Raw genomic sequence first — 16,347 nt, 5'->3', positions numbered from 1 at the left:
ATGCACATCCGTTTCCGATCTCTTGCGCTGTTGGGCGGGCTCGCGCTGGCCACCACGATGGCGGGCGCGGTTCCCGCGTCGGCCATCGTCGGTGGCACCGAGTCGACACAGCCGTATTCGTTCATGGTCTCGCTTTCCTACGACTCTCCACGCCCGGATGGGCACCGGTGCGGGGCGGTGCTCATAGCGCCGCAGTGGGTGGTGACCGCGGGCCACTGCGCCAACACCCCGACCGGTGTGACGGCGGGCGTTCCCCGCGGTTGGAAGGTCCGTGTCGGGTCGCTGGACATCACCAGCGGTGGCGAAGTCGCCGAGGTCGACAAGTTCTACCGGCGTCACAACTCCTACAACCCTCCCGGTGAGGACATCGCGGTGCTGCACCTGCGCAACCCGGTGCGAGCGAAGCCTGTGCGGATGGCCAGGACCACGCCTGCGGACGGCACGCCCGTCCGCATCCTCGGCTGGGGTGCGACTTCGGCCTCGTGCGGCGACTTCAAGGACTCCACCTGTTTTCCCAGCAAGCTGCGCGAAGCTGACACCGAGGTCGTACCGCTCAAGCAGTGCTGGGACGCCGACAACCACACCTCGCCGTTGTGTGTCGGTCGCGCCGATCCTCCCGTCGGGCCGGGCACGACGGACTCCGGCGGACCTGCCCTGGTCCGTGTCGGCGGCGACTGGGAACTGGCCGGAACGGTCATCGGTCCCGGCATCAGGGGCGCCGACTTTCCCGACATGTACACCGATGTCGCGAAGAACGCCGGCTGGATCAACGGCATCGTGACCGGAACCGACGTGCCCCCCTTCGACCCCATCCCGAACGTGGAAGGCACGGCGAAGGTGGGCGATTGCCAAGGATCGGTGGTGCGCCCTGCCACCGCGCGCCCCGAAGACCCGGCGTTGGCGCTGACCAACGGCCACTGCGTGCCGAGCGGCCGGCCCGCAATCGGAACAGCGCTGGTGGACCAGCCCGCCGACCTGGACCGCCCGGTCACCATCGACGACCCCGCCGGCTACCCCCAGACCACCGCCCGCGCGACCCGGCTGGTGTACGCGACGATGACCGGCACCGACATCGCGTTGTACCGGCTGGACAAGACCTACGCTCAATTGGACGCGCAGGGTGCGAAGGTCTTCCAGTTGACCACCACTCCGATGCGCGCGGGCGACCAACTCCTCATGGCCTACGAGAGCAGCCGTCCACAGTGCACGGTGGACGCGGTGGTACCGCACCTGCGGGAGGCCGGGTACCAGCAAGACAACGCGGTGCGCTACGCCCCGAGCGACACCTGCGTGAGCAAGCCCGGTTACTCCGGCACGGCGCTGCTCACCCCCGACGGGAACACGGTCATGGGCATCAACAACACCCACAACCGCGACGGCGAACAGTGCACCGACAACAACCCGTGCGAGGTCGGCCAGGACGGAACCGTGACCGTGCTGAAGGGCCGCAGCTACGGCCAGCAGGTCTATCAAATCACCGCCTGCCTGGCCGATGGCTCACGGTTGGACCTGTCCCGCCCTGGCTGTGCGTTGACCGGCGCCCCAACCACGCCCTCACCGTCCACCGTCAGAACGGGCACGAGATAGCCGGGTTGTGTTGTCTGAGGCGGTGTAGGACGTTTCCGCCGGCGCGATAGCGTGCCGGCGTCCCACTCCGCTGGCAAGGGCTTCGACCTGCCCGCGCTTCGAACGTGCTGACCTGATGCCCGCCATGGTGCGACGATGCGTAACTCGCACCACGCGGAGCGGTGATCGACGGGGGAAAGTGCCTCTGACCTGCGTGCCCCCGGCAGGATTCGAACCTGCGACACCCGCTTTAGGAGAGCGGTGCTCTATCCCCTGAGCTACGAGGGCTTGACGAACGTGATCGTAGGGTACCGCAGGCCGAAGGCCCAGGCCCGGGCGTGTTGGCATCTGGGTTATCGACTGTTTCACTACCAGTCGGTAACCTTCCGTCATACGGGGCGCGGGTACCCCGTGCCCCGGACTGGCGGGAGGGCTGAGTTGATCAAGCTCATGTTCGCGGACGATGAGGAACTGGTCCGGGCGAGTCTGCGCGGGATGATGTCCGGCGCGCCGGACATCGAGGTCGCCGGGGAAGCGGTCGACGGAAGGTCGGCGGTCGAGACGGCGAGGCGGGTCAATCCGCACGTGGTGTTGCTCGACATCAAGATGAGCGCACCGGACGACGGTATCCGCGCGCTGCGCGCGATCCTCGCGCTGCCGTCCCCACCGGCCGTGGCGATGCTCACAACCTTCGACATAGACGAGTACGTCAGTCTCGCGCTGCGGCTTGGGGCCAACGGCTTCCTGCTCAAGGACATCGAGCCGGCCGCGTTGCTGCGTGCGGTCCGTGATCTCGCGCGCGGTGGGGCGGTGCTCGATCCCGGTGTCGCCGCGCGGATGGTCCGGGCACATCGCGAGGGGCAGCGGGCCGCCCAGCCTGCCCGCAAGCTGCTGGCCTCGCTGTCGGAACGGGAGCGGGAGGTCGTCGGCCTGATCGGCCAGGGCCTGTCCAATGCGGAGATCGGGGCCAAGCTGCATCTGTCCGAGGCGACGGTCAAGGGCTACGTGTCGGCGGTGCTGTCCAAGATCGGGGCGGCCAACCGGGTGCAGGCGGCGTTACTGGCCTACCGCGGCGGGCTCCTGGATCAGTTGTAGTTCTTAGGCGAGTCTCAGCCCCGTCGGCAACACTGTCTACATGCGCATTCTCGTTGTCGACGACGATCGGGCGGTCCGTGAATCGCTCCGGCGGTCGCTGGAGTTCAACGGCTACCAGGTCGAGTTGGCCGGTGACGGCGCGCGGGCGCTGGAGATGGTGGTCACCGACCGGCCGGACGCGATGATCCTCGACGTCATGATGCCCAGGCTCGACGGTCTGGAGGTCGCCCGGCGCCTGCGCAGCACAGGGGATGACCTGCCGATTCTGGTGCTCACCGCCCGGGACACGGTGTCCGACCGGGTGTCCGGTCTCGATGCCGGCGCCGACGACTACCTGCCCAAGCCGTTCGCGCTGGAGGAACTGCTCGCTCGCCTCCGCGCCCTGCTCCGGCGCGCCGCGCCGGACGCGCAGGCCGGGGCCGACGCCGAAAAGCTGACCTTCGCCGATCTGACTCTGGACCCCGGCACTCGTGAGGTGCGGCGCGGCACCCGCGAGATCAGCCTCACCCGGACGGAGTTCGCGCTGCTCGAACTGTTCCTGTCCTATCCCAAGCACGTGCTGACCAGGGGGCGGATTCTCGAGGAGGTGTGGGGTTACGACTTCCCCACCTCGGGCAACGCGCTCGAGGTCTACGTCGGGTATCTCCGGCGCAAGACCGAGGCCGGGGGTGAGCCGCGCCTCATCCACACGGTGCGCGGGGTGGGTTACGTCCTGCGAGAAACCCCACCGTGAGCCAAGCCCTGACCGAGCCGATGGCCGTACCACCCTTGGGCGACGGTAACGACCCCGGAAACCGGACGTCGCGACGCATCTCGCTGCGCACCCGAGTGTCGCTCCTCGCGGCCGCGTGTGTCGCTGTCGTGATGGCACTCGTGTCGCTGGGCGCGTACTACACCGTCGACAACAACCTGAACAAGCAGGTCGACGACACGCTGCTGCAACGCGCGAGCGGGGTGCTCAACGATCCGCTGGTGCTCAACAGTGGCGGACAGCAGGTTCCCATCTATGTCACGCAACTGTTCGACATGCGGTTCGACCTCATTTCGTCCAACGGCGAGAGCGTCCTCAGATCCTCGACGCTGACCGCGAAGCGACCCCCGATCGGCACGGACGAGCGTGACGTGGCGGCGGGCTCGACGAAGCTTTCACTCCGTACCGTCGCGGGCTACCGCGTTCTGGCCGTGCCGTACCAGTACGCGCCCGGCGTGGCGCTGGTGCTCGCGCAACCCCTGGACGCGACCAGACAGACGCTTCAGCAACTGGCGGTGGTGCTCGCACTCATCGGCGGGGGCGGCATCCTGATCGCCGCGCTGGCGGGAACGGCGGTCGCGCGGACGGGCCTGCGGCCCGTGGAGCGGCTGACGTCCGCGACCGAACACGTGGCCAGAACCGGTGACCTGCGTCCGATCCCGGTCAGTGGCGACGACGAACTCGCCCGGCTGACCCACAGTTTCAACACGATGCTCGGTGCCGTGTCCGAGGCACAGGAACGCCAGCGGCAACTGGTCGCCGACGCCGGGCACGAACTGCGGACGCCGCTGACGTCCTTGCGGACGAACCTGGAGTTGCTGCTGTCGGCCAGCCGTTCGGGGGCACGCAACCTGTCCGAAAAGGACCGGGCCGAGATCGAGACCGACATCAAGGCGCAACTGGACGAACTGACCCAGCTCATCGGAGACCTGGTAGAACTCGCGCGGCAGGAGTCCCAGGGCGGTGTGTTCGAACGGGTCGAGATGGTCGAGGTCGTCGAACGTGCGCTCGACCGGGCACGCCGGCGGGCCGGGGAGATCGAGTTCTCCGTGTCGCTCCAGCCCTGGGTGCTGACCGGCGACCCCGGCGCGCTCGAACGTGCCGTACTCAACCTTCTCGACAACGCGGTGAAGTTCTCGCCTTCGGGGTCGGTCGTGCGGGTGCGGATGTACCCGCTGGGCGACGGGACGGGGGTCATCGAAGTCGCCGACGCGGGGCCGGGCATCGCCGACGCCGACCTGCCCCGGGTGTTCGACCGGTTCTATCGTTCGTCGGAGGCACGCACGCTGCCCGGTTCCGGCCTCGGTCTCTCGATCGTCAAGCAGGCCGTCGAGCGAAGCGGAGGCACCGTCTACGCCGGACGCGCGCCGGAGGGCGGTGCCCTCATGACCATCCGCCTCCCCGGCCACCCGGGCTGAAACGGGAGGCTTGCGCCGCGGCTGGCCGCTGTTGCCGCCTCCGGCCGAGTAAAGCCACCTGCCTCCGTTGTGAACGGGCGTGGGAGCGGGTTGGGGGATGTTTGTTCGTGTAGGGTTTTGTGGGTTGGTGGTGCTGACGGGAGCGAAGGGTGCTGGCGCGGCAGCGGCAAGCGATGATTCTCGAACAGGCCCGGCGAACCGGGGCGGTCAGGGTCAGTGACCTGGTGACCCAGTTGGGCGTGTCGGACATGACCATCCGCCGCGATCTGGACGTTCTCGCGAGCCGCGGGCTGGTCGAAAAGGTCTATGGGGGCGCCACCGCCGTTCTCGGCAAGAGCACCGACGAGCCGGGCTTCGAGGCCAAATCCGTTCAGCAGCGGGCCCAGAAGGAAGCCATCGCGGAACTCGCGGCGACGCTGGTCCGGCCCGGCACCGCGATCGGAATCTCGGCCGGTACGACCACCTGGTCCCTGGCGCGCGCACTGGGCCCGGTCGCCGGGCTCACCGTGGTGACCAACTCTATTCGCGTCGCCGACGTGCTGCGTGACTCGGCTCAAACGGACAGCAGCGTCGTTCTCACCGGCGGCGTCCGCACGCCTTCGGATGCGCTGGTCGGCCCGATCGCGGTGCACAGCTTGCGCCGGTTGCACCTCGACGTGGTTTTTCTCGGCGTGCACGGCATGGCCGAAGGACCTGGGTTCACCACGCCGAACCTGACCGAGAGCGAGACCAACCGCGCTCTGGTCGAGGCCGGGGGCAGGCTCGTCGTGCTCGCCGACCACACCAAATGGGGCATCGTGGGGATCTCGACCATCGCGGACCTGCACGAGGCGGATGTGGTGGTCACGGACGACGGCCTGCCGGAGCCCGCGCGGCAGGTGCTGTCCGAGCACGTGCGCGAACTGCTCATCGCGCCGGTCGAGGACGGGGAAGGGGACTCGGACGGTGCCGACTGACGGCGCCGCGTGGTGAGCCGCGGCGTACCTGGGCGAATCCTGGCCATAGGACCGGCAAGGCGCGTGTTCGACACTTGACGGGAGGAAGGGTGAAACGCACGGTTCGGCAGCTCGCCGACGGCAGGGAGATCATCTACTTCGACGAACGGCCGGACGCGCCCGCGCGGGAGGCCGTGGACACCCGTGACCTGCCGCCGGTCGCCGCGACTTCGGAGATCCGCCTGGACCCGCTGGCCGGCGAGTGGGTCGCGCTGGCCGCGCATCGGCAGACCCGCACCTACAAGCCGCCCACCGACCTCTGTCCACTGTGCCCGAGCAGACCGGGCAAGCCCAGTGAGATTCCCGAGGCCGACTACGACGTGGTCGTGTTCGAGAACCGGTTCCCCTCCTTCTCGGAAGACGTTTCGGGTAGCCCATCCACTGTGGACGACATGGGGCTGGTGCCCACGGCGCCTGGTCGTGGCCGCTGCGAAGTGGTGTGCTTCACCAGTGATCACGACGGTTCCTTCGCCACGCTGTCCCCGCAAAGAGTGCGCACGGTAGTGGATGCCTGGGCGGACCGCACCGAAGCGCTGTCTATTGTGGAGGGAGTCGAGCAGGTATTTCCCTTCGAGAACAGGGGTGAGGAGATCGGTGTCACCCTGCATCACCCGCACGGGCAGATCTACGGCTATCCGTTCGTCACCCCGAAGACCCGGCGCATGCTCGAGGTAGCCCGCTCGTACCAGGAGAAACACGGACGGCCGGTGCTCGGTGATGTGCTGGCCGCGGAACGGAAGTCGGGGACGCGTGTGATCGCGGAGAGCGAGCACTGGACCGCCTTCGTGCCGCCCGCCGCACGGTGGCCGGTGCACGTACTTGTGGTGCCGCGCCGGCAGGTGCCGGACATTCCCGCGCTGACCTCCGGAGAGCGGGACGACTTCGCGCGGCTCTATCTCGACGTGCTCGGCCGGTTCGACCGCCTTTACGACCGGCCGTTGCCCTACATCGCCTCCTGGAACCAGGCTCCCGTACGAACGGAGCGCGACCTCGGATGGCTGCATTTGGAATTGTTTTCGATTCTGCGCGCACGGGACAAGCTGAAGTACCTCGCGGGCTCGGAGTCCGGGATGGGGGTATGGATCAACGACGCCACGCCGGAGCAGATCGCGGACCGTCTTCGCGCGGCGGCCTGAATACCCGGGCATACTTCATGTTGGAACCTCAGCGCAGCCTCAGGAACCTCTCAGGACCGACCCGCAAGGTGTGAGCATGACCGAGAATGACGACCCCGGCGCGAAGCCGCACAGCGATGACGCGTCTCAGAACGCCGATGCCCGGCAGCCGGATGCGTCTCAAAATTCCGAAGCCCGGCAGCCGGATGCGTCTCTGAACGCCGACGCACCGCGTCCGGCGGAGGATGACGCGACACCCCCTCGGGGTACTCCTCTCGGTGCCCAGCAGCAGCCGCCGAATCCGTGGTCGGCTCAGGGGCAGCAGCCGTCCGGCTATCCGTGGACCCAGCCCGCCGCCCAGCCCTACGCCGCCCAGTACGGCACCGGTTCCTACCCGGTCCCGGGAAGCCCGCAGCAACAGCGACCCAGCCGGGGCGCGGGCAAGTTGGTCGCGGGCGTGGCCGTCCTGGCCTTGCTCGTCGGCGGTGGAGCCGGGTGGGGCGCGGGATACATAGCGACGCAGAACGCCGGCGGTGGCGGCGGCTACAACGCGCTCAATCAGCCCGTGTCCAACCAGCCGATCCCACCCGCGCCGGCGGGAAGTGTCGAAGCCGTGGCGCAGAAGGTATCGCCCAGCGTCGTCGAACTCGTCGTCGCCGGCAGCCAGGAACAGGGCGAAGGGTCGGGATTCGTGGTCTCGACCGACGGTTACATCGTGACCAACAACCATGTGGTCCAGGTGGCCGCCAACGGCGGCAGCATTCAGGCCGTCTTCCCGGACGGGACGAAGGCGCCGGCCTCCATCGTCGGGCGTGACCCGACGACGGACGTCGCCGTGGTCAAGGTGTCCGGGGTGAACAACCTCAGGCCGGTCGAACTGGGGAACTCGGACAATACCCGGGTCGGGCAGACCGTGGTGGCCTTCGGGTCGCCCTTCGAACTGGCAGGCACCGTCACCTCGGGCATCGTCAGCGCGGTGCACCGGCCGGTCCGCGCCGGTGGCAGTTCCGGTGACCAGACCACGGTGATGAGCGCGATCCAGACCGACGCCGCGATCAACCCCGGCAACTCGGGCGGGCCGCTGACCAACCTGGCCGGTCAGGTGGTCGGGATCAACTCGGCCATCTACAGCCCGCAGTCCTCCAGCGGCATGGGACAGGGCGAGGCGACCAACGCCGGGATCGGTTTCGCCATTCCGATCAGCCAGGCGCAGCGAACCGCTCAGGAGATCATCAGGACCGGCAAGGCCACGCAGACCTACATCGGCGCGGGTGTCGCCGACGCCCAGTCGGGAGGCGCGCTGATCCAGCGGGTCGAGCCGGGCAGCCCGGCGGAGCAGGCGGGGCTCAAGGTCGGTGACGTGGTCACCAAAGTGGACAATCTGCTCATCGACAATGCCGACGGCCTCGTGGCGGCGATCCGGACACGGGCTCCGAACGACAAGGCGACGCTGACCCTCAGCGACAACCGCACCATCCAGATCACCCTCGGCGGGCAACCCGTTCAGGTGAGGTGACCCCCAGCGCTCGGCCGGACGTCCGGCCGAGACCAACCCCGGCTCCCGGCACCACACGACTATGGTGCCGGGAGCCGTTGGCATTTGGCCCCTCATGCCGCGACCGGGGCGGTGCGGCGGTGCAGGGCTTGGCGGACCGTTTCGACCATGCCCTCCGGATCGTCTCGGAGCCTCTCGGGCGTGATGATGACGAACTTCCAGCCCTCCGCGCGAAGCCGCTGGCGACGCCAGACATCGCCTTGCGCGCGGCCCAGGTCGCCCTCGCGTGGACGGACGTACTCGACGGCCAGCCGCCGGTGCGGAAAACCCAGGGGGACGCGGAAGCCGAGGAATTCGAATTCCACCTGCGGTGCCAGCCCACCGAGCCGCAGCCAGACCCTGATCTCCGACTCGGGTACCGATTCGGAGCGGGCGTTGGCCAGCGCGAGCGCTTTCCGGGCGCGGACGACACCGTGGTCACGGCGGCTGTGCAGAAGCCGTGAAAGGTCCTCCAGGCCGACGAACCCGTCGCGGAGCAGTACGTCGAGCCAGGCCACCACGCGCGGCAGCGTTCTCGGGAACGCGGTTTCTCGCAGAATGTCGAACGTGGCGCGAAGCGGGGTGGCGAGCCGGGCGCCTTGCCACGGTATGCCTTCGGGCGGCCCCAGCGTCGATCTGCGGATGTGCAGCCCTTGTTTCGCGGTGAACCGCCTCGCGTCGGCGACCAGGAATTCGACGGGGTCGAAGGGTTCCGCGAAGCCGTAGCCATAAGCCGCGGCCGCGGAAAGGCCCGTGACGGTGGCGGTCGGGGGCGCGAGGAGGGTGGCGGCACGGCACCGGAGTTCGTGCGTCACGGGTCGATGAGCGGGGACATAGATGTTCTGGAACAGCTTGGTGAAAGCCGGCGAACGAAGCTGCCGCGGAGTCAGCAGCCCGGTGCGGATCGCGTCGTTTCCCAGGAAGGGCTTGGTCAGGTCGGACAGGACGGGGATGTGGTGTCGGGTCATGGTTCCCACTGTGCGGCAAGGTCCGACGTTCTGCCGAGCTTCAAGATCAAAAGGGCTGATTTGTGCACAGGGACTCGGTTGTCCACAGAGGACGAGATGCCTCTTGCGAAAACTCGTCGCTTGTTACCAATCCAACCAAAAGTAGGCTGAGACGGACCGCGGCCAATCTGGCTGTATAGACCGTTTCCGCCGTGGCTGTGGTCGGATTGGTAACGATCGGCACAGTATGCGGCAATATGTCGACATGACGTCGCGGCGTTCTGGTCGACATACCGCCGGGCGGTCAGCGGGCCAGTTCGGTGAAATGACGATGGCCGTACGCGGCCGTCCACGTGACGCGCAGCGACGCGGCGCGAGCGACCTCCTCCAGCGCGTCCGCACCGAGCCAGGCCCAGGGAAACCAGGCGCCGCCGTTGACGCGTACCCGCTCGGTGCGCACACTGCGGCCCGGCGGGTCGAGTTCGACCAGTGCCCGGCCATCGGCGGTGAGCAGGCGGAAGACACGGCGTAGCAGGGCGACCGGATCCCCGCCGATCCCGATGTTGCCGTCGGCGAGCAGCGCGTACCGCCACCTTCCCTCCCCCGGAACCCGGTGGAAGACATCCCCCAGCACGGCCGTTCCGCCCCGCTCCCGGGTCAGCCGGATCGCGGTGGGAGACACGTCGATGCCAAGCGAAGGGATTCCCTTCTTCACCAGCGCCGAGGTCAGGCGCCCTGGCCCGCAGCCGATATCCAGTGTCGGCCCGGTACACCGGTCGAGCAGCAGTTCGTCGCCTTCGGCCGGATCACTGACCCAACGGTGTGTCGGCAACGTCAGCCGTCGGCCGTTTCCCAGCTCCAGCACGCACGTTCCGCCCAGCAGGCCGGTGTCGAAATGACCGCTCATGCCGGTACCACCGCCACCGCGCGGGCGAACCGGGGGCCGGCGACCCTGGCCACGCGCCGCGCGTCCGCCATGGTGTCCACATCGGACAGCGTGGCCAGTGGGACCGTCCTCAGTCCCGCCGCGGTGAGCGCACGGAGCGTTCGGGAGCCGGTGTCCGCCGTGGACATCGGCACCCGAACGAGTGCTTTGGCCGCCGATGGGTCACGAAGGCCGAGCGCCCACCAGCCGCCGTCCTCGGCAGGCCCGAGCACGGCGTCGCCTCCCGCGGTCAGCAACGTCGCGCCGGCACGACCGAGCAGCGAGGCGGTGACCTGGGGGGTGTCCATACCGATCTGCAGGATCGGGAGGCCCAGTAAGGCGCCGGCATCGGCGTGCGCGTTCGCCAGGCGGGTCCCGAACTCCTGCCCACGTTGCCGGATGACCGCCATGTCGTGCAGCGCTCGCACCAGTTCGTCCGCCATCGCGGCGTGCTCGAACTCGCCCGTGGCCGCCACCACCGGAACCGCGCCCGGGGTCGCGCGCGCCGCGTCGAGGGTGTCCAGGAGCGCCGCGGCCGCGATCTCGGCGGCCTGCCTTGGGGACGCCGGCGGGCACAGGCGCGTCTTCGCGAAGCCCGCGACCGGCGCCTTCGCCACGATCAGAAGGCAAAAAGATCCCGTCATGCGGCCAAAACCTTGACCATGTCGCGGATCGCCCGGAGCGTGCCGCGCAGCGAGCCCGACACCTTCGACCGGGTTCCCGCGGCGCGCGGCCGGTAGCTGAGCTCGAACTCGCGCACCGACCACCCGGCCCGCCCCGCCTTGATCAGCAGTTCGAGCGGGTAGCCGAACGCGCGGTCCGTGACACCGAGCTCGAGCAGGGCTGCTCGTCGTGCGACCCGGACGGGGCCGATGTCGCGCACGGGCAGGCCCTGGCGGCGGAGCAGCGACGCGAGTAGCCGGTTGCCCGCTCTCGCGTGCCACGGCCATGCTCCGCGGCCCACCGGCATCCGCCTGCCCACAGCCAGATCGGCCTCGCCCGTGGCAACGGCCGAGACCAGGGGAGCCAGCTCGTGCGGATCGAGCGAACCATCCGCGTCGAGAAAACAGACGATCTTCGCCGAGGCGTATTCCAGCCCGGTATGCACGGCGGCGCCGTAACCGCGGCGTGGTTCGTGGACGACTTTGGCGCCGAGAGCGGCGGCCACCGCGGCGGAATCGTCGGTGGAACCGTTGTCCACGACAATGGCGGCGAAACCATCCGGAAGTGACCCCAGCACGCCCGGCAACGCGGCGGCCTCGTCGAGGCAAGGGAATATCACATCGATGTGATCAGTGATTTGACAGAATTGCACCTGCTTCACGCAAACGCACGGTAAAGCCCTTGTGGACGAAGTGGAAGCGTTCAAGTATTACCGAACCATGACGGCCTCAGAAGTTCTTACCAGGTTATGACGAATGGGGACCCCGGCTTTGTCCTCGCCGTGTCCGGCGCTATGGTGCGGCGGCGGCGAGGTTTGCGAAAATGAGGGTGGACATGCACGTTCGGCTGGCGAGCGCGGAAAAGGACAGGCAAGCACGGGCTAAAGTGGTCGGAATTTCACCGGATATCGCGACCGCCGTGTTGATTTTTTTGCTCGTCGCGGTGGCGGCCGGAGTCGGGGTGTACCTGAACCGCCCGGGTTCCGGTGTCGTGCTGTGGGCGCCCGCGGCGCCCCTGTTCGCGGTGTGGCTTCCGCACGTCGGTCCGGGGTCGGTGTTCGCGGTCCTGATCGCCGTCGCGGTCGCCGCGTGGGGGCCTTCGCTCGCGGCGCGTCTCCCGTGGCGCCGTCTGCTCGCTTTCGGCTACCTCGCCTCGCTTGCCTGGACCTTTTCGCTGGCCATGATCGACGGCTGGGCGCGTGGCTTCGCCGGCCGGCTCACCGACCCCAACGAGTACCTGCACGAGGTGCCCGGCATCACCGACATCCCCGCGATGCTGCGTGGCTTCTCGGCCAGGATCCTGGATTTCCGGCCGGATTCGTGGACCACGCACGTCGCCGGTCACCCGCCCGGCGCCACTTTGGTCTTCGTCTGGCTCGATCGGCTGGGGCTGCGCGGCGGCGCCTGGGCGGCCACGGTCTGCGTCCTCGTCGGATGCCTGGTGACCGTCGCGGTGCCGATCACGCTGTCGGCGCTGCACCGCTGTGATGCCGCTCGCGCGACGGTGCCGTTCGCGGTGCTGTTCCCCGGCGCTGTCTGGGTCGGGGCTTCCGCGGACGGACTGTTCGCCGGCGTCACCGCGAGCGGTATCGCCCTGCTCGCGATCGCCACCCACGGCTTCCGGGTCAGGCGTTGGTACGCCGTGCCTTGTGCCCTGGTCGCCGGGGGCATCATCGGATTCGGCGCGTTCCTGTCCTACGGCCTGGTCGTGGTGGCCGGGATCGCCTTCGCGGTCACCTTGGTCAGCGGGACCCTGACGCGAGCGCTGCCTGTCGCCGTGCTCGGTGCGCTCGCGGTGGCCGCCGCCTTCGCCTCGGGAGGTTTCTGGTGGCCGGAGGGCTACCAGCTCGTCGTCGAGCGGTACTACCAGGGCATCGCCAGCGCCCGTCCATATGGTTACTGGGTATGGGCGAATCTCGCCGCCTCCGCGCTGGCCGTCGGTCCCGCCTTGGCCGCCGGAGCGCGCCGGGCCGGCACCGAAATCTTCCTCGCGAAGACCTGGCGGCGCGAAAACCGGTGCGAACCCGCGATTTTGCTGGCTCTGACCGCGCTCGCGGTGATTCTGGCCGCCGATCTTTCGGGGCTCTCCAAAGCCGAAACCGAGCGAATCTGGCTACCGTTCACGGTGTGGTTGCTGCCTGCTGTGTCGGCCTTACCCGCCGGATCGCGGAGGGGCTGGCTCGTCGCGCAGGCGGCGACCGCGTTGTTGGTGAATCATCTGGTGCTGACCTACTGGTAGGTGTTTGGTGACTGAGAGACTGTCTTCGAATCGCGAGTCGGCTGGACGAAACAACCGACCGAACGCGCCGTCCGAAGGTAGTCGATCCCAGGGGCAGGGCTCCGATCCGCCAAAGCCAGAGTCTGGCACTGCGGAGAGCCCTGGTCACGAGATCGACTGGGCGCGTTCATCGAAAGGCGCCGAGGCTGAGGCCGGGCGGGTGCTCGTCGTCGACGACGACGAGACGGTGCGAGACGTCGTGCGGCGGTATCTCGAGGCCGGTGGGTTCGGCGTGGAAGTCGCCGGGGACGGCACCGAGGGGCTCCGGCTGTTCGCCGAGCGCAAGCCCGATCTCGTCGTGCTCGACGTGATGATGCCGGGCTTGAACGGGCTCGAGGTCTGCCGCCGGCTGCGTCAGACCAGTCAGGTTCCGGTGGTGTTGCTCACGGCTCTGGGCGAGGAGGAAGACCGCATCGCGGGTCTGCGGCTGGGCGCCGACGACTATGTCACCAAGCCGTTCAGTCCCCGGGAACTCGCGTTGCGGGTGGCGTCCGTACTTCGCCGGGCGCGCATGCCCAGCGTGTCCGCCACGGTCGGTGAAATGACCGACGGCGATCTGGTGTTGCACCCGGATGCCCGTCAGGCCACTTTGGACGGTGCCGCGCTTTCCCTCACCACAAGGGAATTCGACCTGCTCGCGTTCTTCGTCACGCATCCGGGCGTGGCGTTTTCGCGCGTCGAACTCCTGGAAAAGGTCTGGGGCTGGGAGTTCGGCGACCAGTCCACCGTCACCGTGCACGTGCGCAGGTTACGGGAGAAGATCGAGGCCGATCCGGCGAAACCGGTCCGGGTGGCGACCGTGTGGGGCGTCGGGTACCGCTACGACCCGGTGCGGTCATGATCGAGCCGAGTGAATCCTTCGGCGACATGCTCACGCATGTCCTGCACATCCTGCCCTTCGCGCTGGCCTTCGCGTTGCCGGTCGCGCTCGTCGGCGGCCTTGTGCTGTACTGGCTGCGCCGAGGGTCGCTGGCCACGACCCTTACCGTGCTGGTCCTGATTCCTGTTCTGGCCACGTTCGCCGGGGTGCTCGGCATCAGCGGTTTCATGTTCACCCCGGCGCTCACGACCATGCTGCTGGTCTGTCTGCTGGTCGGGTTGGTCACCGTGCCGGCGGCGATCGTGCTGGGGCGGGCGATCGCGCGGCGCAGCGTCTGGGAACGGGAAGCGCGCGAACGGGAGCGCGCCGCCGAGTCCGCCCGGCGGGACCTGGTGGCGTGGATCAGTCACGACCTGCGCAGCCCTCTCGCCGGGATTCGCGCGATGGCCGAGGCGCTCGCCGACGGGATCGTGTCGGAGCCGGACGAGGTCTCCGACTACGCCCAGCGCATCAGCGGCGAGACGACCCGGCTGTCCGGAATGGTGGGCGACTTGTTCGAACTCTCACGCATCACCGCCGGAGCGCTGCGGCTGACGATGTCCGCCGTGCCGTTGCGTGAGGTCATCAGCGAGACGCTGTCCGGCCAACGGCCGGTGGCCGAACAGAAGAAGGTGAAGCTGCTGGCCGATGCCGAGAGCTGGCCGGTGGTCGCCGGGAGCGATCCGGAGCTGGCCCGCATCGTGCGCAACCTGGTGTCCAACGCGATCCGCCACACGCCACCGGACGGGACCGTCGCGATCTACGTCGGGGTCGACGGGGGTGACGCGCTGCTCGCCGTCGACGACGGATGCGGCGGCATTCCCGAGGAAGAGATCGGGCGGGTGTTCGAGGTGGCCTTCCGTGGCACACACGCCCGCACCCCCGACCGTTCGGGAGGAACGGGAGGCGGACTCGGCCTGGCGATCGCCAAGGGCCTGGTGGAAGCGCACCGGGGGCATATCGGGGTACGCAACCACGGCCCCGGCTGCCGGTTCGAGGTGCGCCTTCCGTTGGCCGTCGGGTGAGGCGTCCAGCGGCTTGTCCATCGCGCGCACTTCCGAACCGCAGCCTATGAGGCCGCCGAGAGGCGCAGAGGGGCTTTCGCGAACGACGCGATGCCCGACTCGAACCCGATCTCGGCGTGAAAGCCCAGGAGACGTCGCGCCCGGGCGGGGTCGGCGACGACATGACGGACGTCCGCCGGCCGGGCTCCGCCGACGATGCGGGGCTCGGGCCCGCCGCAGGCGCGCGCCAGTTCGGCCGCGAGTTCGCCCACCGTGTGCGGAGTTCCGGAGCAGACGTTGACGGGGACGAGTTCACCGGTCGCGCCTGGCGTCCGGAGCGCTAGCAGGTTGGCCCGTGCGACGTCGTGGACGTGCACGAAGTCCCGTCGCTGCAGACCGTCTTCGAGCACGGTGGGTGCCTCGCCGCGCAGCAGCGCCGACCGGAACAGCGACGCCACACCGGCGTAGGGCGTGTTGCGAGGCATGCGAGGGCCGTAGACGTTGTGGTAGCGCAAGGCCCAGACGGTGCCTCCGGCCTGCCGTGCCCAGGCACCGGCGAGATGCTCCTGGGCGAGCTTGGTCGCCGCATAGACGCTCGTCGGCCGGAGCGGGGCGTCCTCGGGCACGAGCATCGGATCGAGCCGGTGTCCGCACTCCGGACAAGGGGGATCGAACTGGCCGGCGTCCAGGTCCGCGGGACGGCGAGGAGCCGGCGGAACGATTCCATGGGTGCCACAGGAGTAGCGGCCTTCGCCGTAGACGACCATGGACGAGGCGAGCACGAGGTGCCGTACACCGGCCGCGTGCATTTCCGCGAGCAGCACCGCGGTGCCGTGGTCGTTGTTGAGCGTGTAGACGGGCGCGTCCGAAGGATCCAGGCCATGGCCGACCACCGCCGCCTGATGACACACCGCGTCCACTTCGGACAGCAGTTCGCGCACCAGGGACGCGTCACCCACTTCGCCCCGGACGAACCTGTGAACGCTCGCGTACTCCGGCACCGCGGTGGAGCCGTGGGCCTGCGGAAGCAGGCTGTCCAGCACGATCACTTCACACCCCGAGCCGGCCAGCAGGTCTGCCACATGTGAACCGATGAAACCGGCACCGCCGGTGACGAGCACTCGCACGCCACCACGCTAGGGGAGCGGCGACGTCACAGGCAGCGGTCGGGGCCGTGCCGTCAGACTTTGGTAAGCAC

General features: G+C 68.7%; 15 protein-coding genes and 1 tRNA gene. 10 read left to right on the top strand and 6 right to left on the bottom strand.

What is annotated here, in order from left to right:
- Positions 1 to 1,587 carry a S1 family peptidase gene (locus tag ACFSXZ_RS13115; protein ID WP_378264868.1) on the top strand — a complete coding sequence of 529 codons (1,587 nt, stop codon included), beginning with the start codon at positions 1 to 3 and terminating at the stop codon, positions 1,585 to 1,587.
- 194 nt (positions 1,588 to 1,781) lie between these two features.
- Here ACFSXZ_RS13115 and ACFSXZ_RS13110 read toward each other — a convergent pair.
- Positions 1,782 to 1,854: transfer RNA gene (locus ACFSXZ_RS13110), tRNA-Arg, on the bottom strand.
- 150 nt (positions 1,855 to 2,004) lie between these two features.
- Between ACFSXZ_RS13110 and ACFSXZ_RS13105 the strand changes: the two genes are divergently transcribed.
- From ACFSXZ_RS13105 to ACFSXZ_RS13080, 6 genes are all read left to right on the top strand, one after another.
- Positions 2,005 to 2,661 (top strand): response regulator, encoded by a 657-nt coding sequence (locus ACFSXZ_RS13105; RefSeq protein ID WP_378264866.1) that lies wholly within the window; start codon positions 2,005 to 2,007, stop codon positions 2,659 to 2,661.
- 40 nt (positions 2,662 to 2,701) lie between these two features.
- On the top strand, positions 2,702 to 3,394 hold the full coding sequence (locus ACFSXZ_RS13100) for a response regulator transcription factor (protein WP_378264864.1): 693 nt from the start codon (positions 2,702 to 2,704) through the stop codon (positions 3,392 to 3,394).
- An 8-nt stretch (positions 3,395 to 3,402) separates the two neighbouring features.
- A complete protein-coding gene (locus ACFSXZ_RS13095) occupies positions 3,403 to 4,830 on the top strand; it encodes a sensor histidine kinase (protein ID WP_378266441.1) in 1,428 nt (475 codons plus the stop codon).
- Between the two features lie 149 nt (positions 4,831 to 4,979).
- A complete protein-coding gene (locus ACFSXZ_RS13090; RefSeq protein ID WP_378264862.1) occupies positions 4,980 to 5,786 on the top strand; it encodes a DeoR/GlpR family DNA-binding transcription regulator in 807 nt (268 codons plus the stop codon).
- 89 nt (positions 5,787 to 5,875) lie between these two features.
- Positions 5,876 to 6,961 carry a galactose-1-phosphate uridylyltransferase gene (galT, locus tag ACFSXZ_RS13085; protein WP_378264860.1) on the top strand — a complete coding sequence of 362 codons (1,086 nt, stop codon included), beginning with the start codon at positions 5,876 to 5,878 and terminating at the stop codon, positions 6,959 to 6,961.
- 76 nt (positions 6,962 to 7,037) lie between these two features.
- Positions 7,038 to 8,456 (top strand): S1C family serine protease, encoded by a 1,419-nt coding sequence (locus ACFSXZ_RS13080; protein WP_378264858.1) that lies wholly within the window; start codon positions 7,038 to 7,040, stop codon positions 8,454 to 8,456.
- Positions 8,457 to 8,548: 92 nt separating this feature from the next.
- Here the strand turns inward: ACFSXZ_RS13080 and ACFSXZ_RS13075 are convergent, their stop codons facing one another.
- The 4 genes from ACFSXZ_RS13075 to ACFSXZ_RS13060 form a co-directional block, all read right to left on the bottom strand.
- Positions 8,549 to 9,442, bottom strand: coding sequence for a hypothetical protein (locus tag ACFSXZ_RS13075; protein WP_378264856.1), 894 nt, complete (start codon positions 9,440 to 9,442; stop codon positions 8,549 to 8,551).
- A gap of 283 nt (positions 9,443 to 9,725) precedes the next feature.
- Positions 9,726 to 10,328 carry a methyltransferase domain-containing protein gene (locus ACFSXZ_RS13070; RefSeq protein ID WP_378264854.1) on the bottom strand — a complete coding sequence of 201 codons (603 nt, stop codon included), beginning with the start codon at positions 10,326 to 10,328 and terminating at the stop codon, positions 9,726 to 9,728.
- Positions 10,325 to 10,990, bottom strand: a complete 666-nt coding sequence (locus ACFSXZ_RS13065) for a TIGR04282 family arsenosugar biosynthesis glycosyltransferase (RefSeq protein WP_378264852.1) — start codon at positions 10,988 to 10,990, stop codon at positions 10,325 to 10,327. Before ACFSXZ_RS13065 ends, ACFSXZ_RS13070 begins: the two co-directional genes overlap by 4 nt.
- The gene (locus ACFSXZ_RS13060) at positions 10,987 to 11,634 is read right to left on the bottom strand and encodes a glycosyltransferase family 2 protein (RefSeq protein WP_378266440.1); all 648 of its coding nucleotides are present in this window, start codon (positions 11,632 to 11,634) and stop codon (positions 10,987 to 10,989) included. Before ACFSXZ_RS13060 ends, ACFSXZ_RS13065 begins: the two co-directional genes overlap by 4 nt.
- 209 nt (positions 11,635 to 11,843) lie before the next feature.
- Here ACFSXZ_RS13060 and ACFSXZ_RS13055 point away from each other — a divergent pair, with 209 nt between their 5' ends.
- The 3 genes from ACFSXZ_RS13055 (at position 11,844) to ACFSXZ_RS13045 (ending at position 15,170) form a co-directional block, all read left to right on the top strand.
- Positions 11,844 to 13,247 carry a hypothetical protein gene (locus ACFSXZ_RS13055; RefSeq protein WP_378264850.1) on the top strand — a complete coding sequence of 468 codons (1,404 nt, stop codon included), beginning with the start codon at positions 11,844 to 11,846 and terminating at the stop codon, positions 13,245 to 13,247.
- A 199-nt stretch (positions 13,248 to 13,446) separates the two neighbouring features.
- Positions 13,447 to 14,127: a response regulator transcription factor gene (locus ACFSXZ_RS13050; protein WP_378264849.1), complete on the top strand. Its 681-nt coding sequence runs from the start codon at positions 13,447 to 13,449 to the stop codon at positions 14,125 to 14,127.
- A complete protein-coding gene (locus ACFSXZ_RS13045; protein ID WP_378264847.1) occupies positions 14,124 to 15,170 on the top strand; it encodes a sensor histidine kinase in 1,047 nt (348 codons plus the stop codon). The genes ACFSXZ_RS13050 and ACFSXZ_RS13045 overlap by 4 nt, the downstream gene beginning before the upstream one ends.
- Positions 15,171 to 15,214: 44 nt before the next feature.
- Here the strand turns inward: ACFSXZ_RS13045 and ACFSXZ_RS13040 are convergent, their stop codons facing one another.
- Positions 15,215 to 16,276 (bottom strand): NAD-dependent epimerase/dehydratase family protein, encoded by a 1,062-nt coding sequence (locus ACFSXZ_RS13040; RefSeq protein ID WP_378264845.1) that lies wholly within the window; start codon positions 16,274 to 16,276, stop codon positions 15,215 to 15,217.
- Between the last annotated feature and the right edge of the window lie 71 nt (positions 16,277 to 16,347).

The organism is Amycolatopsis pigmentata (assembly GCF_042684065.1).
GTDB classification, from domain to species: Bacteria; Actinomycetota; Actinomycetes; order Mycobacteriales; family Pseudonocardiaceae; genus Amycolatopsis_E; species Amycolatopsis_E pigmentata.
The sequence above is the reverse complement of the archived record's forward strand: the minus strand, read 5'-3'. Positions and strand labels throughout refer to the sequence as shown.

Excerpts from the sequence above, each read along its gene's own strand:
- ACFSXZ_RS13055 (WP_378264850.1), top strand. The coding sequence starts at position 11,844 with ATGCACGTTCGGCTGGCGAGCGCGGAAAAGGACAGGCAAGCACGGGCT.
- ACFSXZ_RS13100 (WP_378264864.1), top strand. The coding sequence starts at position 2,702 with ATGCGCATTCTCGTTGTCGACGACGATCGGGCGGTCCGTGAATCGCTC.
- ACFSXZ_RS13045 (WP_378264847.1), top strand. The coding sequence starts at position 14,124 with ATGATCGAGCCGAGTGAATCCTTCGGCGACATGCTCACGCATGTCCTG.
- ACFSXZ_RS13070 (WP_378264854.1), bottom strand. The coding sequence starts at position 10,328 with ATGAGCGGTCATTTCGACACCGGCCTGCTGGGCGGAACGTGCGTGCTG.
- ACFSXZ_RS13115 (WP_378264868.1), top strand. The coding sequence starts at position 1 with ATGCACATCCGTTTCCGATCTCTTGCGCTGTTGGGCGGGCTCGCGCTG.
- ACFSXZ_RS13080 (WP_378264858.1), top strand. The coding sequence starts at position 7,038 with ATGACCGAGAATGACGACCCCGGCGCGAAGCCGCACAGCGATGACGCG.
- ACFSXZ_RS13065 (WP_378264852.1), bottom strand. The coding sequence starts at position 10,990 with ATGACGGGATCTTTTTGCCTTCTGATCGTGGCGAAGGCGCCGGTCGCG.
- ACFSXZ_RS13075 (WP_378264856.1), bottom strand. The coding sequence starts at position 9,442 with ATGACCCGACACCACATCCCCGTCCTGTCCGACCTGACCAAGCCCTTC.